Origin of the sequence: Thermomonas paludicola (assembly GCF_024498955.1) — a bacterium.
GTDB lineage: Bacteria > Pseudomonadota > Gammaproteobacteria > Xanthomonadales > Xanthomonadaceae > Thermomonas > Thermomonas paludicola.
Genome location: NZ_CP093311.1, coordinates 980,498 through 1,003,987 on the forward strand (window position 1 = coordinate 980,498; position 23,490 = coordinate 1,003,987).

The following is a 23,490-nucleotide window of genomic DNA, read 5'->3' on the forward strand; positions in this document are numbered from 1 at the left end:
GTTCCTGATCATGCGGGGGAGCCTGCATTGAGTGGTTGCGATGGCGCGCCGCGCCGTGGCGGTGCCGGCGCCAGCCAGCCCACCAGCGTGCACAGCAGGCCATAGGCGATGAAGGCGCCGATGCCCAGCAGGTCGCCGAGGTTGCCGCGATCCACCAGCAGCAGCTTGAGCAGGACCACGCCCATCAGGATCGCCCCCGACAGCCACAGCCCCCATTGCCCGCGCCGGGACCCCAACACCCAGCCCGCCACGCCCAGCAGGCTCCACACCACCGACAGGCTGGTCTGCGCCAGGCTGCCTTGCAGCAACGTGTCGTTCCAGGGGGCGCCGCCCCAATGATGGACGCCACGCAGGGTGGTGACCGTCACCTGCAGCAGCGCCGCCAGCGCCAGCCCCAGACGCAGCCGGGTGTCGGGTTGCCGCTGTTGCTCGCGCAGCCAGAGCGCCAGCAGCACCAACAGCGCGACCTGTGCAAGTTCCAGCGGATTCAGCAGCAACAGCCAGGGCAGCGGCGCGCTGTCGCCGCTGCCGGACAGCGCGTGCAGCCACCACAGCCCAAGCGCGGCAAATACCAGCGATTGCAGCGGGCGACGATACCCATCGAAGGCGTCGCCCAGCGGGCTCTTCAACCACTGCCAGCGCCACAGCGAAACTGCCGCCAGTGCCAGCCACGGCAGCGCCAGCACCATGCCCACCCAGCCCTGCGCCAGCGCAAAGTGCGCGCCCACATGCCAGGCCACCAGGGACAACACGGTTGGCCACAGCAGCCACCAGACCAGCTGTGCCAGCCCCGCAGTGCCGCCGCCACCGCCACGCAGGCAAACCAGGCTGCGCAGGCCCAGTGCGGCAAACAGCGGCCACGCGATGGCGCCGAAACCGGCCAGCGGTTGGCCATAGGCGCCGAGCTGCAGGAACGCCAGCGGGAACGCCAGCAGCAGGCCTCCCAGCGTGGTCAGGGCCAGTGCCGGCGCGGGGGCGCGGCGGTGAGCTTCGGCAGCCAGCCAGCCGCTTGCGCCCAACAGCAGCAGCGTCGCGTGCAGGTGGCTGTCGGCAGGCGCAAACCGGCCGAGCTCGCTGAAGCCATTGCCCAACCACCACGCCAGCCCCCAGAGATAGGGGATGACGGCGATTCCGGGCTTGCCGGCGCGGCGATACAGCCATGCCGTGGCGAAGCCGGCGAGGGCGACCAGCAGGGCCCCCATGAACGCGGCATTGGCCACCGGAACGGTCTCGATGTTGCGCACGTCGATGCTGCCGATGGCCAATGCGCAGGCGGCTGCGGCCTGCAGCCCAAGACCGGTCCAGCGCGCCAGCCGGCGTTGCTGGGTCAGGCCCAGCCACACCAGGCCGGCGCCTTCCAGGGCGAACACGGATGCCGTTGCCCGCGCCGACAGTGCCAGCGGCATTGCCAGCGTGGCGAAGCCGACGGCCAGAATCGCGTAGCCACGTGCCAGCAGTTGCAGGCGTTCGCGGTTGATCAGCGCCTTTGCCAGCAACGCATACAGCGCCGCCAGCGCAAGCGCGCACAGCGCCAGCGGCATGCGGGCGCCCTCCAGCAGCCCGGCCTGCAGCGAGAACGCGACCAGCGGCGTTCCAAACAGCAGCGAACCATCGATGCGCGCACCCGCCGGGCTGGCGGCCTTGCGCGCATACAGCAGCGGAAGCAGCAGGTAAAAGGCGAAGAACAGCAGCAGGAACGGCTCGGTGCTGTTGAATTTGTCGGGCGTGTACTGCAGCGCCCCCCAAGTGGCCCCAATGCCCCAGGTGAAGGCGAAGCCAAGCAGGTTGAGAATCCGCCAGGGACGCAGCCACGCGATCGAAAAAACACCGGCGTTGAGCACGGCGTAGTAGGCGAACAGGCCGACGTGGTTGCCACTGCCGTCGGACAGCCACAGCGGTGCCATGAAGCCGGCCAGCGTGCCCAGGATTGCCAGCGTGCGTGACTCCTGCAGCACGGCGAGCACCGCCAGCCCGGCAACCAGCATGACGCTGAACGCGAATGCGGGCCCGGCTTCGATCAGGTGATAGGTCTTGAACGCGGCGAACGCCACCAGCAGCAACACGCCGATGGCGCCGCCCTGCAGCGCCAGGGCAAAACTGCGGTGGCTTTCGCGCTTGCGCCAGGCGAATGCCAGCGCGGCGAGCGCGGCGGCGCTGATGCCGGCCAGGCGCAGTTCGATGGGGGCATCGAGCCAGCCTTGGTCGCTGGCATAGCGCAGCAGCGCGGCGACGCCAACCAGCAGCACCAGCATGCCCACTTTCACCGGCACGTTGCCGGTACTGAACCACTGTTTGATGCGGGCGATGCCGACGCTCAACAGGTCCGGCGTGGTGGGCGCAGCAGGGGCAGGTCGCGGCGGCGGTACGCGCGCTGTTGCAACGGCGTCCGGCGGCATCATTGGTGGCGTCATTGGCGGTGGCGCGGCCTGCGGTGCGGCGGGACGCGGTGCCTGCGCCGGCGCTGCGGCCAGGATGGGCTCGATCGCGCCTTCGGCATCCGGTGGCATCCGGGGTGCGACCGGGATCGGGTTCGACGCCTGACTGTGGTGCTGGGGGCGGGTGCTCTCGGACGGTCGAGCCGGCGCGGCCTGCATGCCATGCAACGCGGCAAGCGCGTCCTCCATTTTCTCGACGCGGCTACGCAGCGCGGAGAGTTTCGATAGCGCGACCAGCAGCAGGACCGGGGTAGCAAGGACCAGCGCTGCCAGCAGCAGCCCCAGCAGGATCAAACCATCCATTCACCACTCCCTGTGGTCTGGGCCAATGCGAATCTGCAGTGGATGAGAACACAGCTTGCCCGGCCCCGGCAAAACGCCGCTGCTGCCGTGGCCGCATTCCGTGGTGGGCGTTTGCGGCACAAGGCGCGTCGAAAGGGTGTTTGCGACCTGTAAACTGGTCGGATTGGGTTGCCAACTCGACCCCGTGTCCGCATCGTGGCGGTCTTGCGGGGTTTTCCTGCGTTCTTCACCTCAGCGCTCGCCAGAATGAAAACCACATCCGAAATCCGTCGGGACTTCCTCGACTTCTTTGCCTCCAAGGCCCACACCATCGTGCCGTCCGCGCCGCTGGTGCCGGGCAACGACCCGACCCTGCTGTTCACCAACTCCGGCATGGTGCAGTTCAAGGACGTGTTCCTGGGTGCGGAGAAGCGCAGCTACGTGCGCGCGGCCGACGTCCAGCGCTGCCTGCGCGCCGGCGGCAAGCACAACGACCTGGACTCGGTGGGCTATACCGCCCGCCACCACACCTTCTTCGAGATGCTCGGCAACTGGTCGTTCGGCGATTACTTCAAGAAGGAGGCCATCGCCTGGGCCTGGGAGCTGCTGACCGAGGTCTGGAAGCTGCCGAAGGACCGCCTGCTGGTCACCGTCTATCACACCGACGACGAGGCCTACGCGATCTGGCGCAACGACATCGGGCTGCCGGAAGACCGCATCATCCGCATCGGCGACAACAAGGGCGCGCCGTTCGCCTCCGACAACTTCTGGCAGATGGCCGACACCGGCCCCTGCGGCCCGTGCAGCGAAATCTTCTACGACCACGGCCCAAGCCACTTCGGTGGTCCGCCGGGCTCGCCCGACGAGGACGGCGACCGCTACATCGAGATCTGGAACAACGTCTTCATGCAGTTCGACCGTGCCGCGGACGGCACCCTGACGCCGCTGCCCGCGCCGTGCGTGGACACCGGCATGGGCCTGGAGCGGATCACCGCGATCCTCCAGCACGTGCATTCCAATTACGAGATCGACCTGTTCCAGGCGCTGATCAGGCACGCCGCCGAGCTCACTTCGACCGCCGACCTGGAGAACAAGTCGCTGCGGGTGATCGCCGATCACATCCGCGCCTGCGCTTTCCTCATCGTCGACGGCGTGCTGCCGTCAAACGAGGGCCGCGGTTACGTGCTGCGCCGGATCATCCGCCGCGCGTTGCGCCACGGCTGGATGCTGGGCGTGCGCGAGCCGTTCTTCCACAAGCTCGTCGCCACGCTGGACGACCTGATGGGCGAGGCCTATCCGGTGCTGCGCGAGGGCCGCGCCACCGCCGAGCGTGCGCTCAAGGCCGAGGAGGAGCGCTTCGCCGAGACGCTGGACTCCGGCATGAAGATCTTCGAGGACGTGGCCGGCCGGGTCGACGACAAGGTCATCCCCGGCGTCGACGCCTTCCGCCTGTACGACACCTACGGCTTCCCGCTCGACCTCACCCAGGACATGGCGCGCGAGCGCGGCATGTCGGTGGACGTGGCCGGCTTCGACGCGGCGATGGAACACCAGAAGGAAACCGCCCGCGCCGCCGGCAAGTTCGGCGGCGGCGTGCAGCTGCCGGCGGAGCTGGTCGCCAAGCTCGCGCCCACCGTGTTCCTCGGCTACGACGAACTGGCCGCGGGAAGCCTGCAGGTGCTGGCGCTGCTGAAGGAGGGCAAGCCGGTGGACGTGGTGGAGGCCGGCGATGACGCCATCGTCATCCTCGACCGCACGCCGTTCTACGCCGAATCCGGCGGCCAGGTCGGTGATACCGGCGACCTCGACGGCGTCGAGAGCCGCTTCAACGTCAACGACACGCTCAAGCTGGCCGGGCAGTTCCACGGCCACGCCGGACGCCTGCAGTTCGGGCGCCTGCGCGTGGGCGACCACCTGCGCGGCGAAGTCGATGCAAGCCGCCGCGGCGCCACCATCCTCAACCACAGCGCCACCCACCTGCTGCATGCCGCCCTGCGCAACGTGCTGGGCACGCATGTGCAGCAGAAGGGCTCGCTGGTTGCGCCGGACCGGCTGCGCTTCGACTTCTCGCATTTCCAGCCGATGACCGCGGCTGAACTGGCCGAGGTCGAGCGCCGCGTCAATGCCGAGGTGCGCGCCAACCACGAGGGCGAAGTGCGCCACATGGGCATGCAGGAAGCGCTGGATTTCGGCGCGATGGCGCTGTTCGGCGAGAAGTACGGCGAGCGCGTGCGCGTGCTGCGCTTCGGCCCGACCTCGACCGAACTGTGCGGCGGTACCCACGTCGGCCGCACCGGCGACATCGGCCTGTTCAAGATCGTGTCCGAAGGCGGCGTATCCGCCGGCGTGCGCCGCATCGAGGCGGTCACCGGGCAGGGCGCGCTGGACTTCGTGGCCGAGGAAGAACACCGCCTGCACGAGGCCGCGCACCTGCTGGGCGGCACCACCGGCGATGTCGGCGACAAGCTGCGCAGCCTGCTCGACCGCCAGAAGAAGCTGGAGCGCGAGGTCGAAGCGCTGAAGGCCAAGGCGGCATCCAATGCCACCGGCGACCTTGCCGGGCAGGCGCAGGACGTGGCCGGCATCAAGGTGCTGGCCGCACGCCTGGAAGGCTTCGATGCCAAGGCCCTGCGCGATGCGATGGATCGGCTGAAGCAGCAGCTGGGCGACGCGGTGGTGGTATTGGCTGGCACCGAAGGTGGCAAGGCCGCGCTGGTGGCCGGCGTCAGCGGTGCGGCGCTGGGCCGGATCAAGGCCGGCGACGTGCTGGGCGATGTCGCCCGCAAGATCAATGGCAAGGGCGGTGGCCGTCCGGACATGGCGCAGGGCGGTGGCGAAGATGGGTCGGCGCTGCGCGACGCACTGGAGGGCGTGTACGCTTGGGTGCAGCGGGGGTTGCAGGCCTGAACCTCGGGGATGCCCTCGGTTGGGTTGTGGTATGCAAAGCCCGGCACGTATGATCGGAATACTGGACACTTCCATGCCTGTATCCACAGGCATGTGCAAAGCCAGCAACAGGGGAGTTGCGCGATGTTGATCTTGACCAGGCGAGTAGGCGAGACCTTGATGATCGGTGATTCGGTCACCGTCACCGTGCTTGGGGTGAAGGGAAACCAGGTCAGGATCGGCATCACCGCGCCCAAGGACGTGGCCGTGCATCGAGAGGAAATCTACCAGCGCATCCAGGGCGATGAGACTGGCAAGGACGACGAAAAATCGTCCTGACGTTTGCCGGATCGTTTGATTGCCTGTATCCTTGCTGGCTCGCAGTTTCACCTCACGGAGACTTGCCCGAGAGGCCGAAGGGGCTCCCCTGCTAAGGGAGTATGGGGTCAAAAGCTCCATCGAGGGTTCGAATCCCTCAGTCTCCGCCATCGAGGCGAAACGCGAAAAATTGCATGTCACCGGAGGATTTTTTCGTTGACGTGCAGCCGGCGGAACGGCATAATTCCGCTTCTGCGCCCGTAGCTCAGTTGGATAGAGCACCAGGCTACGAACTTGGGGGTCGGGAGTTCGAATCTCTCCGGGCGCACCACCTGAAACGCACAAGGGTCAATGAGTTAGCGCTCATTGGCCTTTTTGCTTTTGGGCTCCAGCCAGTCTCCGTGCCACAGTCGTGCCAGCGCTGGTGTCCAAGGCGCTTGCCGACACCGGCTACGATCTACTTTCGTCGGTGTCCGGCGGGTGGGTTGTTGCCGAAATCAGCGGCACTCGAAGCCGCATTCTGGTCCAGACAGCGGATGATGGCGTGGTGCACGCGGTGCTCGTGAACTACAAGCGCGTTGAGCGGCTGTATCAGGAAGCGAAGCTGGGCGTGCGAGCGCGGCGTGCAACTGCGCCTGTTTGGTCTGCCGATTGGCACCGGCTGGAACGCGGGACTTGATCCTGGAGGCTAGTGTATCGAGCTGGGCCAGCGTCGCAGTCGAATCGATTCTAGGATCGACCACGCGGTTGATGGCCAGCATCGCTCTGGCCAAGTCGACCTGCTTCTCGGGTGTTGCCACGAGCGCACGAATCGGCTTGAGAGCGGCGTCCTGCGCCGGCTTCGGCAACCGCCTGCCGAGTCGCCGGCGGCTTCACTGGTTCGCTGCAAACGCGTTCAGACCCGTCACCGAAAGCCCGGCGCACAGCAGCACGATCAACCCAAAGCGCATCCCTGCTTTCCCCGAAATCCGCTGCTTGCATCCTAGGCCGCAGCGGCGACAGCGGCGACAGCGGCAACCGGAGATTTCCACACTTGAACCACAGTCAGCTCAAGCTCTCTCGGGTAGAAATCCACAAGGAAGAAGGATCTAGGGCAAGAGCCAGAGCTACCTCTGTTCCACACTAGATTCTCGATATCCAAAAAAACAAGGCCCGCCGGTGAGGGCAGGCCTTGTTCCTTGCGTCTGGCTTGCGCCAGCAGCGGTATTACTTCTTGGCAGCGTCAGCAGCCGGGGCAGCAGCAGCGTCGGCAGCCGGAGCAGCGGCAGCGTCAGCGGCCGGGGCAGCAGCAGCGTCGGCAGCCGGGGCAGCGGCAGCGTCGGCAGCCGGGGCAGCAGCAGCGTCAGCAGCCGGGGCGGCGTCAGCCGGGGCAGCAGCAGCGGCGTCGGCCGGGGCAGCGGCGGTATCAGCCGGGGCAGCGGCGTCGGCGGCCGGGGCTTCGTCCTTCTTGCAAGCGGACAGGGCCAGGACGCCAGCGGCGAGGAGCACGAAAAGCTTCTTGTTCATGGTTTTCTCCAGAGAGGGTTGACTGAAAAGCTAGTGATGTGAATCAGGCAACGCCAGTGCGCTTAGCGAACCGGCAGGTGCCGGTGGGTCGTTCACTGACTTTCGTCTTTCCCGGTCGCCCGGGGCACGAAAAAGCCGTCGGCGCACCGACGGCTCTTCCGATTCTTTGCAGTAATGTTTCCGCGAATTGCTCCGCTGATCCGATTACTTCTTCGCTTCGGCCGAGGTTGCAGCCTTCTCGGCGTCGTCGGCGGTCTTCTGCGCGTCGGCCGGGGTGGCAGCGGCATCAACCGGAGCAGCTGCGGCGTCGGCCGGAGCGGCGTCAGCAGCCGGGGCTTCGGCGGTTGCGTCAGCAGCCGGGGCTGCAGCGGCGGCGGTGTCGGCAGTGGCCTGCGCGTCGGCAGCCGGGGCTTCGGTGCTGGCAGCGGCGTCAGCGGCCGGCTCGGACTTGCTGCAAGCGGTCAGGGCCAAGCCCAGCGCCATCGCCAGCAGGATCTTGTTGATCGACATGATACGGTTTCCTCGTCGTTAATTCTGGGCAACGCAAAAGCTGCGTGCCCTAACATGATGACGTGCCTGCGTCGCGTGTCAAGCGGTTGGCCGGTTTTTTTTCATTCCGGCGTTGTTCAACCTCACGCCAATTCGATGGCCACGGCGGTGGCTTCGCCGCCACCGATGCATAGCGAAGCCACGCCACGCTTGCCTCCACGGGCCTGCAGGGCATGCATCAGGGTCACCAGGAGACGGGCGCCGCTGCAGCCGATCGGATGCCCCAGCGCAAGCGCGCCGCCGTTGACGTTGAGCTTGTCCTGCGTGATGCCCAGGTCGGTCATCGGCGCCATCGCCACGCAGGCGAAGGCCTCGTTGACCTCGAACAGATCCACGTCGGACACCGACCAGCCGGCCTTGGCCAGCACGGCCTGCATGGCTGCAACCGGGGCCGTGGTGAACCACTCCGGCGCCTGCGCGTGGGTGGCGTGGGCCACGATGCGCGCCAGCGGCCTGGCGCCGGCGGCTGTGGCGGCTTCAGCCGACATCACCACCAGCGCAGCCGCACCGTCGGAAATCTTCGACGACGAGGCGGCGGTCAGCACGCCTTCCTTGCCGAACGCGGGGCGCAACTCGGGGATCTTGTTGAGATCGATTTTGCCGGGCTCCTCATCCTTGTTGACCACGACCTCGCCCTTGCGGGTCTTGACGGTGACCGGTGCAATTTCGGCGTCGAACGCGCCGGACGCCTGCGCGGCCTGCGCGCGGCGCGCGCTTTCGGCGGAGAAGGCGTCCACGGTGGCGCGATCAAAGCCGTACTTGGCGCAGGCGATGTCGCCGAACACGCCCATCGCCTTGCCGTCGTAGGGGTTGGTCAGGCCGTCGAAGGCCATGTGGTCGAGGAACTCGGCGCTGCCGTAGCGGATGCCGGTACGCGAGCCGTTGAGCAGGTGCGGGGCATTGGTCATCGACTCCATGCCGCCGGCGACGACGGCCCTGGCCGAGCCGGCCTTGATGATGTCGTGGGCCAGCATCACGGCTTTCATGCCCGAGCCGCAGACCTTGTTGATGGTGGTGCAGCCAGCGGCATCGGGGATGCCCGCGCCGCGCGACGCCTGCCGCGCAGGCGCCTGGCCCAAGCCGGCCGGCAGCACGCAACCCATGATGACTTCGTCGATTTGGTCAACGGCGATGCCGGATTGGGCGATCGCCGCAGCCATCGCTGCGCTGCCCAGGACCGGCGTGGGGGTGCCGGTGAACTGGCCGAGGAAGGAACCGATGGCGGTGCGCTTGGCACCGACGATGACGACGTCGCTCATGGAAAGCTCCGGGATGCAGGGGGCCGGCGTGACCGGCAAGCCCCGATTATCACCTGAAAAAGCGGTCATGTTGCAGTGCCGCATTCAGCTTGCACCGCGTGCGGTTGTTGCGGATGCGGCGGGTGAGGGTTGAAACTCCAGAATCAGGATTCCAGCCTGCTGGGCTGTGGCCATTGCATTGGGGAGAGCATGCACATGAACCGGTTTTCAAACGAACCACGGCGGCTGGCCTTTGGCGCCTTGCCTTGCGCCATCGCGCTGGCCTTGGCGGCCTGTGGGGGTGGGGGTGGCGCGGTGCGCTCATCGCCGCCCCCGTCCCTGCCCACAAGTGGGACGGGATTGGGCTTCACCCCGACGGTTGCCAATGACAGCAGCCTGACGGTCAACCCGCCCGCGATTCCCACCCGGGGGGCGCCGATCACCTTTTCCAGCCCCAACCTCAACAAGCATCTGACCCTGATCAACGCGATGGGCGCGCTGGGCGCTGGGCTGAAGGGGCAGGGCGTGACCATCGGCTTTGTCGATTCGGGCGTCAACCGAAACCATCCGGCATTGAGTGGGCGGGTGGGCAGCAGCTTCATCCACGTCAGCTCCCCGCCGAACGATCTGAGCGTGGATGACAAGGTGGGCCACGGCACCACCGTTGCATCGCTGGCGGCGGGGCGTCCGGTGGTCGGCAATTACCTCAACTCGGACGGCAGCAATTCGGGCAGCACCGGGACATGGGGTGGCGGCGTTGCCCAGGATGCCAATGTGGCGTCATCGCGGATCATTGCCGATGCCCGCCCGGTCGATGACGGGTCGGGTGCAGGCAACGAAATCCATGCCGGCGAAGGCTATGGCGATTACTTCAAGGCGATCAACACCGAGCTGGCGGATGCCGGCGCCAAGGTGATCAACAATTCCTGGGGCGGGCTGTATTGGGCCGACCCGGCGCTGACGGTGGAACTTGCCACGGCCTGGAAGGACTTCGTGGTCAATCGCGGCGGCATCGTGGTGTTTGCCAACGGCAACAGCGGCGCGGATTCGCGCTACGTCGGCAACCCGTCCGACAATGCGCGCCTGCCCACGCTGGCCAACGACGCCCAGCTGGAGAAGGGCTGGTTGACCGTCGGCGCGCTGGATCCCGACAACCCCACCCAGCTCACCTCGTATTCGCAGCAGTGCGGCACCGCCATGAACTATTGCCTGGTCGCCCCCGGCAACGTGGTGTACATCGACCCGAAGGCGACGTCGCAAGCCACCAGTGGCCTGTACCAGGGCGGGGGCACGTCGTATGCGGCGCCGCTGGTGTCGGGCGCCGTGGCGGTGGTGTGGTCGGCGTTCCCGTACATGAACAACGACCAGGTGCGGCAGCTGGTGCTGGGCGGCGCCAAGGATCTTGGTGCCGCAGGCGTGGACCCGGTGTTTGGCTGGGGCCTGCTGGACGTCACCCGGGCGGCGAACGGGCCGAGCAACTTCGCCTGGGGCGATTTTTCGGTGTCGTTCAGCGGCAACTCGTTCTGGCGCAACCCGATCATTGGCAGCGGCGGCCTGGTCAAGAACGGCAGCGGCACCTTGACCCTGGTCGAGGCGGGCAAGTTCACCGGCACTACCCAGGTCAACGCTGGCGGGCTGGATGTGCGCAAGGGACTGCAATCGAATCTTGGCATCGCCAATGGCGCCACGGTCTGGGCCAGCGGCCTGTTTGGCGGCAATGTCAGCAACAGTGGCAGGTTCCTGAGCGGGGCAAGCACGCCGGCCAGCATCGCCGGCAATTACCTGCAGGCATCCACCGGCAACCTGGGCGTCTGGCTGGGCAGCACGCTGCGGGTGACGGGCAGCGCCAGCATTGACGGCGCCGTGTCCATTCTCGGCGTGAGGACCGGCTACACCACCGTTGCCAAGGAGACCCTGCTGAATGCCACGGGTGGCGTGAACGGCACCTTCAGCGTGCTGAAGGCGGCGCCGAATGTGTTCCTCGACGCGGCGCTGGCGTATGACCCGAACAATGTCTTCCTCAACATCAATCGCATCGATGTGTCGAAGGCAGTGGCTGGCCTGGGCCTGGATGGCGTCAGCGTTGCCTCGGCGGCGCGGGTGGAATCGGCGATGCAGGCCATCGACGCCCAGCTGGGCGGCGCCGCGCCGGGCGGGATTGGCGCCAGCTTCATCGACGCCGCCGGCGCCCTGCAGCAGTCGGCCAGTCTCGCCAATGCCGATGCCTCGCTGCGCAGCCTGTCCGGCGAGTTGCACGCGGCGTCGTCGGCGTTGACGTTTGATGCCATCGATGCGGGTCGGCGCGCGCTGGCGGGCCGCGTCGATACGCTGGCTTCCGTGCCGCAGGCGTCGGGTGGCTGGTATCGCGACCTCGCCAGCAGCGGCACGCTGGCGCAGGCTGGCTACGACAGCGTGGGCATGGATGCCAGCGGCGAGATGTTCGGCAACGATTGGCGGATTGGCCGCAATGCGGTCATGGGGTTCGCGATGAACCGGCTCGACCAATCCAGCTGGTTGGGGCAGCTGGGCGACCGCAGTCGCGGTCACCAGCGCGAAGTGCAGCTGTACGCCGCAGCGTGGCATGGCCCGTGGCAGGGGCAGGTGCAGCTCAGCTCGGGCGCGTTCCAGCGGCAGATGCAGCGCAACCTGCTGTTGGGAACCTTGCAGGAGGCGGTGGCCACGCAGTTGTCGGGGAATTACGTCGGCGCATTCGGTGAAATCGGCCGCCGCTTCAACGCTGGCAGCGTGGCGCTGACGCCGTACCTTGGCGCGCAGTACCTGCGCATTGCCAATGACGGGTTTTCCGAAGGCAGCGCGAGCGGGTTTGGGCTGCGCGCGAATGCGTGGGATGCCAGCCGCTGGCAGGCGGTGGCCGGCGTGCGCGCGGTGCGCGGCTGGCGCCTGGGAGGCATGGACCTGCGCGCCGATGCGCGTGCCGAATGGCAGCAGGCGCTGGCAGCCAACGGTTTCGCGTTCGACGCCAGCTATGCGGGGTTGGAGCAGTGGGCGCCGCTGCAGGGAATCGCCGTCGCACAGCGCAGCCAGCTGTTTGGCCTGGGTCTGTCGGCGCTGTGGGGTGAGCGGGCGCTGTTCCGATTCGACCTCAGCCGTCGCAGCAGCCCGGTGGGCAGCAGCGGCATGGCTGCGCTGCAGGCGCAGTATCGGTTCTGATGATGTGCGTGCCCGTCATTCCGGCGAAGACCGGAATGACGGCTTGCATGCTCAGTGGTTGCCGGCGAACAGCTCGCGGCCGATCAGCATGCGGCGGATCTCGTTGGTGCCGGCGCCGATCGCGTACAGCTTGGCGTCGCGCAGGATCCGCCCGGTGGCGAATTCGTTGATGTAGCCGTTGCCACCGAGCGACTGGATGGCTTCCAGCGCCACCTGCACCGCCGCCTCGGAGGCATGCAGCAGGCAGGCGGCGGCGTCGATGCGGCTCTTGTGGCCGGCGTCGTAGTCGCGTGCCACCTGGTAGGCAAAGGCGCGGCTGGACTGCAGCGCCGTGTACATGTCGGCGATCTTGGCCTGCATCAGCTCGAAGGTGCCGATGGCCTGGCCGAACTGGCGACGCTCGCGCACGTAGGGCAGGGCGATGTCCAGCGCCGCCTGCATCAGCCCGATGGGGCCGCCGGACAGCACCAGGCGTTCGGTGTTCAGGCCGCTCATCAGCACCTTGACGCCGTTGTTGACTTCGCCCAGCACGTTCTCCTGCGGGATCTCGCAGTTCTCGAACACCAGCTCGCAGGTGTTGCTGCCGCGCATGCCGAGCTTGTCCAGCTTCTGCGCGGTGGAGAAGCCCTTCATGCCCTTCTCGACAATGAAGGCGGTCATGCACTTGCTGCCCAGCTCGCGGCTGGCGGTGCGCATGTAGACGATCAGCACGTCGGCTTCGGGGCCGTTGGTGATCCACATCTTGTTGCCGTTGGCCACCCACGCGCCGTTCTTCAGCTCGGCGCGGCAGCTCATCGAGCCGACCACGTCGGAACCGGCGCCCGGTTCGCTCATCGCCAACGCGCCCTTGAATTCGCCGCTGCACAGCTTGGGCAGGTATTTCTCCCGCTGCGCATCGTTGCCGTTGGCATACAGGTTGTTGACGCAGAGATTGGAATGCGCGCCGTAGGACAGGCCGATGGCGCCCGAGGCGCGGCTGATTTCCTCCATCGCCACCAGGTGGGCCAGGTAGCCCAGTCCGCTGCCGCCGTACTCGCCCGGAACGGTCATGCCCAGCAGGCCCATCTCGCCCAGCATCGGCCACAGCTCCTGCGGGAACCAGTTGTCCTCGTCGGCCTTGGCCGCGCGCGGCGCGATTTCTGTTTCGGCAAAGCGGCGAACCGCCTCGCGCAGGGCATCGATGTCTTCGCCGAGGGGGAATGGACGCATGGGGAATCGCTCCAGCTAGAGGTGACGTTGAAGTGGGTTCCGCAGAGCCCCCCTTTGAGCAAAGGGGGGCGCCGCGACAGCGGCAGGTGGGGCGACTCGCGGGGGCCCAGCGTTTGCTTGCAACGTCCGGGACCGATCTGGGCGAAGCCCGGGTCAATCAGGCCCGAATACGGCCCTGGAAGCGGGTGCGGCCGCGTCCCAGCGGCAGCTTCAGCTTGCCGATGGTCTGGATGCGCTCTTCGGCGAGGCGATCGGCGGCCATGTAGGTCGGGATTCTCTCGCGGTCGGCGATCTCGTAGATGCGCGACAGGTTGTGGTAAATGGTGCGCATCATGCGCATGGCGCGCTCGCGGTTGTAGCCGTCCAGCTCCAGCGCCACGTTCATCACGCCGCCGGCGTTCACCGCGTAATCCGGCGCGTACAGGATGCCGCGCTTGAGCACTTCGTCACCGATCTCGTTGTTGGCCAGCTGGTTGTTGGCTGCGCCGCAGATCACCTTGCACTTCAGGCGCGGCAGGGTCTGCTCGTTGACGGTGCCGCCCAGCGCGCAGGGCGAATAGACGTCGGCTGGCACGTCGTAGATGTCGTCCAGGCCCACCGCTTCGGCGCCGTACTCGGTGACGGCCTTGTCCACCAATGCCGGGTTGATGTCGGTCACGAAGATTTTCGCGCCGCGTTCCTTCAACAGCTTCACGTATTCCATGCCGACGTGGCCCAGGCCCTGCACGGCGTAGGAGTACTTGCCCACGTCCTCATCGCCGAACTTGTGGTTCAGCGTGGCCATCAGGCCCTGCAGCGCGCCGTAGGCGGTGAACGGCGACGGATCGCCGGAGCCGCCGTGGACCTGGTGCACGCCGGTCACGTACTCGGTCTCGCGGTACACGTATTCCATGTCGTTGACGTCGATGCCCACGTCCTCGGCGGTGATGTAGCGGCCGCCCAGCGATTCCACGAACTGGCCGAACGCGCGGAACAGCGCTTCGGACTTGTCGGTGGCCGGGTTGCCGATGATCACCGCCTTGCCGCCGCCGATGTTCAGGCCGGCCACCGCGTTCTTGTAGGTCATGCCGCGCGACAGGCGCAGCACGTCGTTCAGCGCCTCGGCTTCGCTCTTGTAGGGCCACATGCGGGTGCCGCCCAGGGCCGGACCCAGCACGGTGTTGTGGATGGCGATGATCGCCTTCAGGCCGGCGTCCTTGTTGTGGCAGAACACGACCTGTTCGTGGCCGTAGGTATCGAGCGTTTCGAAAATCATTGCAAAACTCCGGCCGCAACCGCATGGCGGGCATCGGTGGCGGCGGCTGACGGGATGGAAAACCGGAATACAGCTTCAGTACCGTCGGACGGTCCGACGGCAGGGGCAGTATTCTAAGCCATTGCCGGAATCCACCTGAATACGCTTGGGTACGGTACTGCTCAGGTCGCGGGTTTGGGTGCGTTGAAGCCGGCACAGGGATCGGCGCGCTGGGTGAGCGGAATGCGTCGAACCTCATCGAACGCCGCCGCATCCGCGGAGGGCTCCAGAAAGCCCACCGCGTGCGGGGCAAATCCGCTGCGACGCAGCCAGTACGGCACCGCGATGTCGCGCCGCACGTGGCCGTTGCCGGCAATCAGCACCACGCCGCCGGTGGCGTGCGCGCGCAGGGTTTGCGCCATCACCACGTCGCGTGCGATCTGCGCCTTGGCCATCGGGCCGACCAGTGCTTCCGGCAGTGCGCCGCAGTGACTGTCACGCACTGCGTTTTCCTGTGCAGCCAGCACCCCGCTGGGTAGAGTGTCCAGCGAATAATGTGCGATGAGAGCGGCCGGCAGCGCGGCGGCAAAGCCATCTTTCACGACCTTGGACGCCTCGCCGCGCGACAAATTGGCACCATACAGTGGCAGTTTGTATTGCAATGCCAGCGCAATCACCGGTGTGTAGTACTCCCATGTCCAGCTGCTCTTGGCCGCAGCCACTTTGGCAATCACGCAAGCGGCATCGGCGCATTCGCGCATTGCCGCGTCCAGCGCAGGTTGCTGATCAGTATCAAACTGCTCCATCGCAATCGCAGGGCGCCAGCCGGCGGCAAGTTTGCCCTGCAGCAAGGCCACGCGCGCAGCATGACCTGCGGCGTTGTCGTGTACTTCGCCCAGCAAAAGCACCTGTGGCGCAACATCGCTGACAGTGGCCGGCGTGGAGCAGGCGGACAGGGCGATCAGCAGAGGCAACAGCAGCGCGTGGCGGGTCATGTAGGGTCACCAGAAATAGTGACTCCAGCATGCCACATTATGGTGGATGGCCTGCGTGGCATGCTGGCCACGTTTGCCAATAGGCACCGTTGAATTGGAATTGCATTGCTTCACCACGCGTCGCTACCGCGCCATCCCTGCCCACTTTCCGGAGAATTGCAATGCGCCCAATGTTCAAGCACACCGCGCTGGTGATCGGACTCTCGATCTCCACGGCACTCCCGATGTCGATCTCGGTCGCAGCTGCGCCTGCACCGCAAGCTGCGACGGCAGCGGCTGATCAACCGGCCACAACACCGCGTGGGACAACGTTTATTCTTCCCGAGGGTTGGACACGCGAGCAACGCGGCAATGCCGTGGTGTTGACCCCGCCCGAAGCTGACGGCTCGCGCTTGGTGATTGTGGATGCGACGGCTGGCAGCGCGGATGACGCCGTAGCGCAGGCATGGCAGGCATTGGGCATGGCGCCGAAATTTTTACTGGCCACCGATGCCGCCCCGCGTGATGGCTGGGAGCAGCGTCGTTCCTATGATTATGACGTGCCGCAGAATGCCAAGCGGGTCGTCAACGCCTCGGCCTATCGGCGCGGCAAATTGTGGACGGTGATCCTGGCCGATGTAGACCAAGGTATCGCCGAAAAGCGCGCATCGCAGTTTGGCAAACTCTTTCAACGACTACTGCCAGCGGGTTATGTGCGTGAAACCTTCGCCGGGCGCAGTGCACATCCATTGGATGCGGCCCGCCTGCAGCAAGTGGCCAATTTTGTCGAACAGATGCGCAAGGATTTTGATGTGCCGGGTGTCGCCATCGGCATCATTCAGAATGGCAAAGTGGTGATGGCACGTGGCTTCGGGGTGCGTCAGCTGGGCAAGCCTGCCAAAGTCGATGCCGACACCCGCTTCATGATCGCCTCCAATACCAAGGCGTTGACCACGCTGATGCTGGCCAAACTGGTGGATGCCGGCAAGCTGGATTGGAATGCGCGCGCCGAAGATGTGTATCCCGGCTTCAAACTGGGGGATGCCGCCACCACTGACAAGGTGTTGGTGAAACACCTGATCTGCGCGTGCACTGGTGTGCCCAGGCAGGATATGGAGTGGTTGTTTGAAGGCGAAAAACAAACCCCCGCCAGCGTGCTGACAACGCTGGGCACGATGCAACCCACCAGCGGGTTTGGTGAATTGTTCCAGTATTCCAACCCGATGGCTGCGGCTGCGGGTTATATCGGCGGCCAAGTTGCGTACCCCGGTAGTGAGCTGGGCGCCGGCTATGACAGGGCGATGCAGGCGCTGGTATTTGATCCATTGGGCATGCGCAACACCACCTTCGATTATGTCAAGGCGCAAACCGGTGACTACGCTGCGCCGCATGGTTACGACATCAACCACAAGGTGCAGGTCATGGGCATGGGGTTGAACGACACCATCATCGCCTCGCGTCCAGCCGGTGCGGCGTGGAGCACGGTGGACGACATGCTCAAGTATGTACAAATGGAAATCGACCGTGGCCTGCTGCCGGATGGCAAACGCTACATCGGGGAGGCTGCTTTATTGCAACGTCGTGAGCCGCAAATCGCCCTCGGCGTGGACAAGAATTATGCAATGGCCTTGATGGTGGACAACAGTGACGGCGTCACCGTGATCGACCACGGCGGCGACTTGGGCGGCTTCCATTCCAACATGATGTGGTGGCCGGAGCAGAAAGTGGGCGCGGTGATCCTGACCAATGCCGATGAAGGCGTGTACCTACGTGGCCCGTTCAAGCGGCGGCTGATGGAGTTGATGTTCGATGGCGAGCCGCAGGCGGTGGCCGCTGCCGCCGCCACAGCCAAAGCCAATCGCGCCGCATTCGATGCGCAGCGCAAGTTGCTGCAGTGGCCCGCAGACAACAAAGCGCTGGCCGCCCTTGCGCCGCGCTATCACAACGCTGCGCTGGGTGATGTGCAGGTCGTTCGCAAGCCGGGGAAAGTGGTCTTCGATGTGGGCGCGTTTGCATCTGCGGTTGCGACCCAGCCACAGCCTGACGGTAGTCTGGCGTTTGTCACCATAGACCCGGTGGCCGCCGGATTCCCGTTTGTCGGTGCAGTGAAGGCTGGTGTGCGCCAGCTCATTGTGCGCGACGGCCAGCATGAGTACGTGTTTGATGAAGTGAAGTAGGGCAGCAGCAGACGCAGCGGGCTGCGTTCACATGGGCGGTACAATGGGCAAATTGCCACGTCCCATGTGAACGCAGTCTCAATGAATACCCCCACCGCCCAGCTTCCAACCACGGCTTCCACCGCACTGGACGAACACCGCAGCCCGCTGCGCTTCGTCACCGCCGCCAGCCTGTTCGACGGCCACGACGCCGCCATCAATATCATGCGCCGGCTGATCCAGGCGCAGGGCGCGGAGGTCATCCACCTGGGCCACAACCGCAGCGTGGAAGACGTGGTGCGCGCGGCGCTGCAGGAAGACGCCGATGCCATCGCGCTGTCGTCCTACCAGGGCGGCCACGTGGAATACCTGAAGTACATGGTGGACATGCTGAAGGAGCGCAACGCCGCGCACATCCGCGTGTTCGCCGGCGGCGGCGGCACCATCACGCCCGAGGAAATCCGCGAGCTGGAAGCCTACGGCGTCGAGCGCATCTACCACCCCAACGACGGCATGCACATGGGGTTGGTGGCGATGATCGAGGACGTGGTCAAGCGCGCCGGGGCCGCGCGCCTGCCCGTCGACAAGCCGCACAAGGTTGAATTCGACAACGAGATCGAGATCGGCCGGATGCTCAGCGCCATCGAGGAGCAGGCGCTGGACGAGGCCGAGCTGGCCCACCTGCGCAAGGAATGGCAGCTGGCCGGCGGCAAGACCCCGGTGGTGGGCATCACCGGCACCGGCGGCGCCGGCAAGTCGTCGGTCACCGATGAGCTGCTGAACCGCTTCCTGGCCCACTTCCCGGACATGCACATCGCCGTGGTCAGCGTGGACCCGACCCGCCGCCGCACCGGTGGCGCGCTGCTGGGCGACCGCATCCGCATGAACTCGCTGCGGTCCCACCGCGTATACATGCGTTCGATGGCCACGCGCCGGCAGAACGTCGCCACCAATGCGGTGCTCAAGGACTGCATTGGTTTTCTCAAGAGCCTTGCCTACGACCTGGTGATCGTGGAAACCGCCGGTATCGGCCAATCGGATTCGGAAATCGTCGACCTGGTCGATTTCCCGATGTACGTGATGACCAGCGACTACGGCGCGGCGTCGCAGCTCGAGAAGATCGACATGATCGACTTCGCCGAGCTCATCGTGCTCAACAAGTACGACCGCCGCGGCGCCGAAGACGCGCTGCGCGACATCCGCAAGCAGTGGAAGCGCAATCGCGTCGCGTTCCAGACCAGGGACGAAGACGTCCCGGTGTACCCGACCATCGCCAGCCAGTTCAACGACCCCGGCATCAGCTGGATGTTCGCCAACCTGTGCCGCCTGCTGGGCAACAAGCTCGGCATCGCGTTGAAGCCCAACATCGACACCACCCTGAAAGAGCCCCGCGCCACCGTGCTCATTCCCGGCGCCCGCACGCGGTACCTGGCCGAAATCGCCGAGCAGGGCCGCGGCATCAACCGCCAGATCGAATCCCAGGCCGAGATCGCCGACCGCGCGCAGGCGCTGTACCAGGCGTTGCAGGAACTGGGCGATGCCGACCTGCCGGCACCGTTGGACATCTTCGGCACGGGCGCATTGACCGATGGCGACGACCGCAGCTTGCTCACCCTGCGCCAGCGCTACAACGACGCCATCCAGTCGCTCACCGCCGACAACCTCAAGCTCCTGCGCACCTGGCCTGCGCGCCTGAAATCGATCACCGACGAATTCACCGAATACAAGGTCCGCGACAAGACCATCCGCGTCGAAAACTACCGCGACTCGCTCAGCCACCAGCCCATCCCCAAGATCGCCGCGCCCACCTACAAGAGCTGGGGCGAGCTGCTGACTTTCCTCGGCAAGGAAAACCTGCCGGGCAGCTACCCCTATACCGGCGGCGTGTATCCGTACCGCCGCACCGGCGAAGACCCGATCCGCATGTTCGCGGGCGAGGGCACGCCGGAGCGCACCAATCGCCGCTTCCATTACCTCAGCGTCGGCCAGCCGGCCGCGCGCCTGTCCACCGCCTTCGACAGCGTCACGCTGTATGGCGAAGACCCGGCGCTGCGCCCGGACATCTACGGCAAGATCGGCAACTCCGGCGTCAACATCCCCACCCTGGACGACATGAAGAAGCTGTACTCCGGCTTCGACCTGTGCGCGCCCACCACCAGCGTGTCGATGACCATCAATGGCCCCGCGCCGATGATCCTGGCGATGTTCATGAACTGCGCGATTGACCAACAGGTGGAGAAATACCTGAAGGCCGATGACGCCCGCTGGGCCGATGCGCAGAAGACGCTGGACAAACTCTTCGAAGGCTGCGCGCGTCCGCACTACCACGGCGACTTGCCGCCGACCAACAACGGCTTAGGGCTGGGCCTGCTGGGCGTTTCCGGCGACCAGATGGTGGATGCCGAGACGTATGCCCGCATCAAGGCGGACACCCTCAAGACCGTGCGCGGCACCGTGCAGGCCGACATCCTCAAAGAGGATCAAGCGCAGAACACCTGCATTTTCAGCACCGAATTCGCGCTGCGCATGATGGGTGATATCCAGCAGTATTTCGTCGACAACGGCGTGCGCAATTTCTATTCGGTCAGCATCTCCGGCTACCACATCGCCGAAGCCGGGGCCAACCCGATCAGCCAGCTCGCCTTCACCCTGAGCAATGGCTTCACGATTGTCGAGTACTACCTGGCGCGCGGGATGAAGATCGACGATTTCGCGCCCAACCTGAGCTTCTTCTTCAGCAACGGCATGGACCCGGAATACACCGCCATCGGCCGCGTCGCCCGCCGCATCTGGGCGCGCGCCATGCGCGAGCGCTACGGCGCCAACGAGCGCAGCCAGATGATGAAGTACCACATCCAGACCAGCGGCCGCTCACTGCACGCGCAGGAAATCCAGTTCAACGACATCCGCACCACGCTGCAGGCGCTGTATGCGCTGTTCGACAACTGCAACAGCCTGCACACCAACGCCTATGACGAAGCCATCACCACGCCCACCGAGGAATCGGTGCGCCGCGCGGTGGCCATCCAGATGATCATCAACAAGGAACTGGGGCTCAACTTCATCGAGAACCCCTGGCAGGGCAGCTTCGCCGTGGACTACCTCACCGACCTGGTGGAGGAAGCCGTCTACAAGGAGTTCGAAGCCATCAGCGAGCGCGGCGGCGTGCTGGGTGCCATGGACACCATGTACCAGCGCGGCAAGATTCAGGAAGAGTCGATGTACTACGAGCACAAGAAGCACGACGGCAGCCTGCCGCTGGTGGGCGTCAACACCTTCCTGCCGAAGGAGCACGCCGGCGAGATCGCCACCGAGATCGAGCTGATCCGCAGCACCGAGGAAGAGAAGGGCCAGCAGATCAGCAACGTCGCCAACTGGCAGCAGGCGCGCAACGCGCTGGCGCCGTCAGGGGAGACCACGCATTCGCATATGGCCGATGCGGATGAGGTTGTTGAGCCGGAACTGCACGACGGGCATGGGCTGGGCTATCTTCAGCAGACGGCGCGGGATCGGCGCAATGTGTTCGAGGCGTTGATGGAGGCGGTGAAGACGCATTCGCTGGGGCAGATTTCGCATGCGTTGTATGACGTGGGTGGGGAGTATCGGCGGAATATGTAGCGGTGGGACGATCGCTCTCGGCTGCCGATTGAATCGAGCTCGATCGTGCTTGGGATCCGACCGCGTCCGCGCGTGGGTGGAAACGCGCACGGGCCGCTTCGCCACGGCGCGCCCGCTGCGGCGCTCAAATTGTCCCTGACCCCATTTTTGCTTATCGTTATGGCCATGACCACGCCACAAGACGCCAAGCTCGACCGCATCGTTGCCGAGGCCCGGCGCAACGCCGAGCAGCGCGAGCAGGGGTATCGCGAGCGTGCGCTGAAGTTGTATCCGTGGATCTGTGGCCGCTGCGCGCGTGAGTTCACCCGCGCCAACCTGCGCGAGCTGACCGTCCATCATCGCAACCACAACCACGCCGACAACCCGCCGGATGGCAGCAATTGGGAGCTGTTGTGCGTGTACTGCCATGACAACGAGCACTCGCGCCAGGCCGACTACACCGGGGTCAGCGCACTGGCCGCCGAGGACAAGCCGCCGGCTGCCACGTCCAACCCGTTCGGCGACCTGAAGTCACTGCTTGCGCAAAAATGAGACGGAGGGAATCAAGTCTGCTTGATTCCCTCCGTCTCATTTTTGCCTTCCCACTCCGATGCAAAGCAGGTCGAACAAGTGAAAGTCACAATCGTTGGTCTGATCACGCCCCATGTCCTGAAAGTCATGGATCTCGCCACCCAGGCTGAGACGGGCGTCAATGTTGACTGGTATCTGCGGGATGCCGTTGCAAGGTCGGTTGACGACCTCGCTCACCAATTCAACGCCCGCGAATTGCTTTCGGCCTACATCCAGGGATTGCAGGCCCAGGCTGACGAGGTGGAACGGGCGCGCAAGGGCTATGCCGGCGTGCTGCAGACCGCGGCGGCTATTGCCGCGCGAAAGCTCAGGGAGCTCGATTGAGGCGGCCAGTGCAACGGCTGTGTGGTCAGGCGACCTTGGCGATTTGATCTGCCACAGGTGCAAGCGCCAGCATGACCATTGGCATGGGTCGTAGGTGTTATACATCACTACACTACCAGCACAATTTGGGCGGGGAGTGTCGTGATGGGCGTGGAATTGGTGCTGGAGTCGGTTGGTTTCGCCTATCCGGGCGGGCACCGCGCCGTGGATGGCGTGGATATGCGCTTGGGCGCGGGCGTGCTTGGCCTGCTGGGTCCGAACGGGGCCGGGAAGTCGAGCCTGATGCGGCTGCTGGCCACGCTTGCCCGGGCCAGCAGCGGTCGCGTGACGTGGCGGGGCGTGGACATCGCCAAGCGGCCCAACGCGCTGCGTGCCGAGCTCGGCTACCTGCCGCAGGACTTCGGCGTCTATGACGCGCTGGATGCACGCGAGTTCCTGGGCTTTCTTGCGGCGGTGAAGGGCCTGGGTGGCAAGGCGGCGCGCAACCGCATCGAGGCCTGCCTGGAGATGGTGGGCCTGGCCGATACCGGCAAGCGACGCCTCGGCCAGTTTTCCGGCGGCATGCGCCAGCGCGTCGGCATCGCGCAAGCACTGCTCAATGACCCCGCGCTGTTGATCGTCGATGAGCCGACGGTGGGGCTTGATCCCGATGAGCGCATGCGCTTCCAGCACCTGGTCACCGATCTCGCCGGCCAGCGCCTGGTGATCCTGTCCACGCACATCGTGTCCGATGTGGAAGCCAGCGCGACCGACATCGCGGTGATGGCTGCCGGGCAGCTTCGCTTCCACGGCACGCCCGGGCAGTTGATCGCCCATGCCGTCGGCCATGTCTGGGAATGGACGGTGCCTGAAGCGCAACTGGCGGCGGTCCGGGCGGCGCATGCAATGGTGGCTTCCCTGCGCGTGCCCGAAGGCATCCGCGTGCGCGTGGTTGGCGATGCATCGCCCGATGCCCGGGCGCGGGCGGTGGCGCCGGGCCTGCAGGACGCCTACACGTGGCTGCTCAAGGGGGCACACTGA

The 23,490-nt window shown here is 65.7% G+C and carries 16 protein-coding genes and 2 tRNA genes; 11 read left to right on the forward strand and 7 right to left on the reverse strand.

The features are described from left to right. Positions 1–8 precede the first annotated feature (8 nt). Positions 9–2,738, reverse strand: a complete 2,730-nt coding sequence (locus tag LIW09_RS04645; protein ID WP_256646794.1) for a DUF2339 domain-containing protein — start codon at positions 2,736–2,738, stop codon at positions 9–11. A gap of 246 nt (positions 2,739–2,984) precedes the next feature. Between LIW09_RS04645 and alaS the strand changes: the two genes are divergently transcribed. From alaS to LIW09_RS04670, 5 genes are all read left to right on the forward strand, one after another. Further along, on the forward strand, positions 2,985–5,624 hold the full coding sequence (alaS, locus tag LIW09_RS04650; RefSeq protein ID WP_256646795.1) for an alanine--tRNA ligase: 2,640 nt from the start codon (positions 2,985–2,987) through the stop codon (positions 5,622–5,624). 123 nt (positions 5,625–5,747) lie between these two features. Continuing rightward, on the forward strand, positions 5,748–5,942 hold the full coding sequence (gene csrA, locus LIW09_RS04655; protein WP_256646796.1) for a carbon storage regulator CsrA: 195 nt from the start codon (positions 5,748–5,750) through the stop codon (positions 5,940–5,942). Positions 5,943–5,998: 56 nt separating this feature from the next. Further along, a tRNA-Ser gene (locus tag LIW09_RS04660) sits at positions 5,999–6,091 on the forward strand. A gap of 84 nt (positions 6,092–6,175) precedes the next feature. After that, positions 6,176–6,252, forward strand: a tRNA-Arg gene (locus tag LIW09_RS04665). Between the two features lie 93 nt (positions 6,253–6,345). After that, the gene (locus tag LIW09_RS04670) at positions 6,346–6,600 is read left to right on the forward strand and encodes a hypothetical protein (RefSeq protein ID WP_256646797.1); all 255 of its coding nucleotides are present in this window, start codon (positions 6,346–6,348) and stop codon (positions 6,598–6,600) included. Positions 6,601–7,127: 527 nt separating this feature from the next. On the opposite strand, the gene LIW09_RS04675 is transcribed toward LIW09_RS04670, so the two are convergent. The 3 genes from LIW09_RS04675 to LIW09_RS04685 all read right to left on the reverse strand — a co-directional run bounded on the left by LIW09_RS04675 (position 7,128) and on the right by LIW09_RS04685 (position 9,235). Further along, positions 7,128–7,427 carry a hypothetical protein gene (locus LIW09_RS04675; RefSeq protein ID WP_256646798.1) on the reverse strand — a complete coding sequence of 100 codons (300 nt, stop codon included), beginning with the start codon at positions 7,425–7,427 and terminating at the stop codon, positions 7,128–7,130. 204 nt (positions 7,428–7,631) lie between these two features. After that, a complete protein-coding gene (locus LIW09_RS04680; protein WP_256646799.1) occupies positions 7,632–7,937 on the reverse strand; it encodes a hypothetical protein in 306 nt (101 codons plus the stop codon). A 122-nt stretch (positions 7,938–8,059) separates the two neighbouring features. Further along, positions 8,060–9,235: a thiolase family protein gene (locus LIW09_RS04685; RefSeq protein WP_256646800.1), complete on the reverse strand. Its 1,176-nt coding sequence runs from the start codon at positions 9,233–9,235 to the stop codon at positions 8,060–8,062. A gap of 339 nt (positions 9,236–9,574) precedes the next feature. Between LIW09_RS04685 and LIW09_RS04690 the strand changes: the two genes are divergently transcribed. Beyond that, positions 9,575–12,385 carry an autotransporter serine protease gene (locus tag LIW09_RS04690; protein ID WP_256646801.1) on the forward strand — a complete coding sequence of 937 codons (2,811 nt, stop codon included), beginning with the start codon at positions 9,575–9,577 and terminating at the stop codon, positions 12,383–12,385. A 51-nt stretch (positions 12,386–12,436) separates the two neighbouring features. Here LIW09_RS04690 and LIW09_RS04695 read toward each other — a convergent pair whose 3' ends face one another. From LIW09_RS04695 to LIW09_RS04705, 3 genes are all read right to left on the reverse strand, one after another. After that, positions 12,437–13,594: an isovaleryl-CoA dehydrogenase gene (locus tag LIW09_RS04695; RefSeq protein ID WP_256646802.1), complete on the reverse strand. Its 1,158-nt coding sequence runs from the start codon at positions 13,592–13,594 to the stop codon at positions 12,437–12,439. Positions 13,595–13,751: 157 nt separating this feature from the next. Beyond that, positions 13,752–14,849, reverse strand: a complete 1,098-nt coding sequence (locus LIW09_RS04700) for a Glu/Leu/Phe/Val dehydrogenase dimerization domain-containing protein (RefSeq protein ID WP_256646803.1) — start codon at positions 14,847–14,849, stop codon at positions 13,752–13,754. A gap of 161 nt (positions 14,850–15,010) precedes the next feature. Further along, positions 15,011–15,823 carry a ChaN family lipoprotein gene (locus LIW09_RS04705; protein WP_256646804.1) on the reverse strand — a complete coding sequence of 271 codons (813 nt, stop codon included), beginning with the start codon at positions 15,821–15,823 and terminating at the stop codon, positions 15,011–15,013. A 170-nt stretch (positions 15,824–15,993) separates the two neighbouring features. On the opposite strand from LIW09_RS04705, the gene LIW09_RS04710 reads away from it, so the two are divergent. The 5 genes from LIW09_RS04710 to LIW09_RS04730 all read left to right on the forward strand — a co-directional run bounded on the left by LIW09_RS04710 (position 15,994) and on the right by LIW09_RS04730 (position 23,490). Then, positions 15,994–17,979 (forward strand): serine hydrolase domain-containing protein, encoded by a 1,986-nt coding sequence (locus tag LIW09_RS04710; protein ID WP_256646805.1) that lies wholly within the window; start codon positions 15,994–15,996, stop codon positions 17,977–17,979. Positions 17,980–18,060: 81 nt separating this feature from the next. Then, positions 18,061–21,576: a methylmalonyl-CoA mutase family protein gene (locus LIW09_RS04715; protein ID WP_256646806.1), complete on the forward strand. Its 3,516-nt coding sequence runs from the start codon at positions 18,061–18,063 to the stop codon at positions 21,574–21,576. A 165-nt stretch (positions 21,577–21,741) separates the two neighbouring features. Next, positions 21,742–22,107, forward strand: a complete 366-nt coding sequence (locus tag LIW09_RS04720) for a YajD family HNH nuclease (RefSeq protein WP_256646807.1) — start codon at positions 21,742–21,744, stop codon at positions 22,105–22,107. Between the two features lie 21 nt (positions 22,108–22,128). After that, positions 22,129–22,470 (forward strand): hypothetical protein, encoded by a 342-nt coding sequence (locus LIW09_RS04725; RefSeq protein WP_256646808.1) that lies wholly within the window; start codon positions 22,129–22,131, stop codon positions 22,468–22,470. A 144-nt stretch (positions 22,471–22,614) separates the two neighbouring features. Beyond that, on the forward strand, positions 22,615–23,490 hold the full coding sequence (locus tag LIW09_RS04730) for an ATP-binding cassette domain-containing protein (RefSeq protein ID WP_256646809.1): 876 nt from the start codon (positions 22,615–22,617) through the stop codon (positions 23,488–23,490).

What these genes read in the sequence shown, in the direction of transcription:
- LIW09_RS04645 (WP_256646794.1), bottom strand. Translation starts at nt 2,738, where the DNA reads ATGGATGGTTTGATCCTGCTGGGGCTGCTGCTGGCAGCGCTGGTCCTT.
- alaS (WP_256646795.1), top strand. Translation starts at nt 2,985, where the DNA reads ATGAAAACCACATCCGAAATCCGTCGGGACTTCCTCGACTTCTTTGCC.
- csrA (WP_256646796.1), top strand. Translation starts at nt 5,748, where the DNA reads ATGTTGATCTTGACCAGGCGAGTAGGCGAGACCTTGATGATCGGTGAT.
- LIW09_RS04675 (WP_256646798.1), bottom strand. Translation starts at nt 7,427, where the DNA reads ATGAACAAGAAGCTTTTCGTGCTCCTCGCCGCTGGCGTCCTGGCCCTG.
- LIW09_RS04680 (WP_256646799.1), bottom strand. Translation starts at nt 7,937, where the DNA reads ATGTCGATCAACAAGATCCTGCTGGCGATGGCGCTGGGCTTGGCCCTG.
- LIW09_RS04685 (WP_256646800.1), bottom strand. Translation starts at nt 9,235, where the DNA reads ATGAGCGACGTCGTCATCGTCGGTGCCAAGCGCACCGCCATCGGTTCC.
- LIW09_RS04695 (WP_256646802.1), bottom strand. Translation starts at nt 13,594, where the DNA reads ATGCGTCCATTCCCCCTCGGCGAAGACATCGATGCCCTGCGCGAGGCG.
- LIW09_RS04700 (WP_256646803.1), bottom strand. Translation starts at nt 14,849, where the DNA reads ATGATTTTCGAAACGCTCGATACCTACGGCCACGAACAGGTCGTGTTC.
- LIW09_RS04705 (WP_256646804.1), bottom strand. Translation starts at nt 15,823, where the DNA reads ATGACCCGCCACGCGCTGCTGTTGCCTCTGCTGATCGCCCTGTCCGCC.
- LIW09_RS04710 (WP_256646805.1), top strand. Translation starts at nt 15,994, where the DNA reads ATGTTCAAGCACACCGCGCTGGTGATCGGACTCTCGATCTCCACGGCA.
- LIW09_RS04715 (WP_256646806.1), top strand. Translation starts at nt 18,061, where the DNA reads ATGAATACCCCCACCGCCCAGCTTCCAACCACGGCTTCCACCGCACTG.
- LIW09_RS04720 (WP_256646807.1), top strand. Translation starts at nt 21,742, where the DNA reads ATGACCACGCCACAAGACGCCAAGCTCGACCGCATCGTTGCCGAGGCC.
- LIW09_RS04730 (WP_256646809.1), top strand. Translation starts at nt 22,615, where the DNA reads ATGGGCGTGGAATTGGTGCTGGAGTCGGTTGGTTTCGCCTATCCGGGC.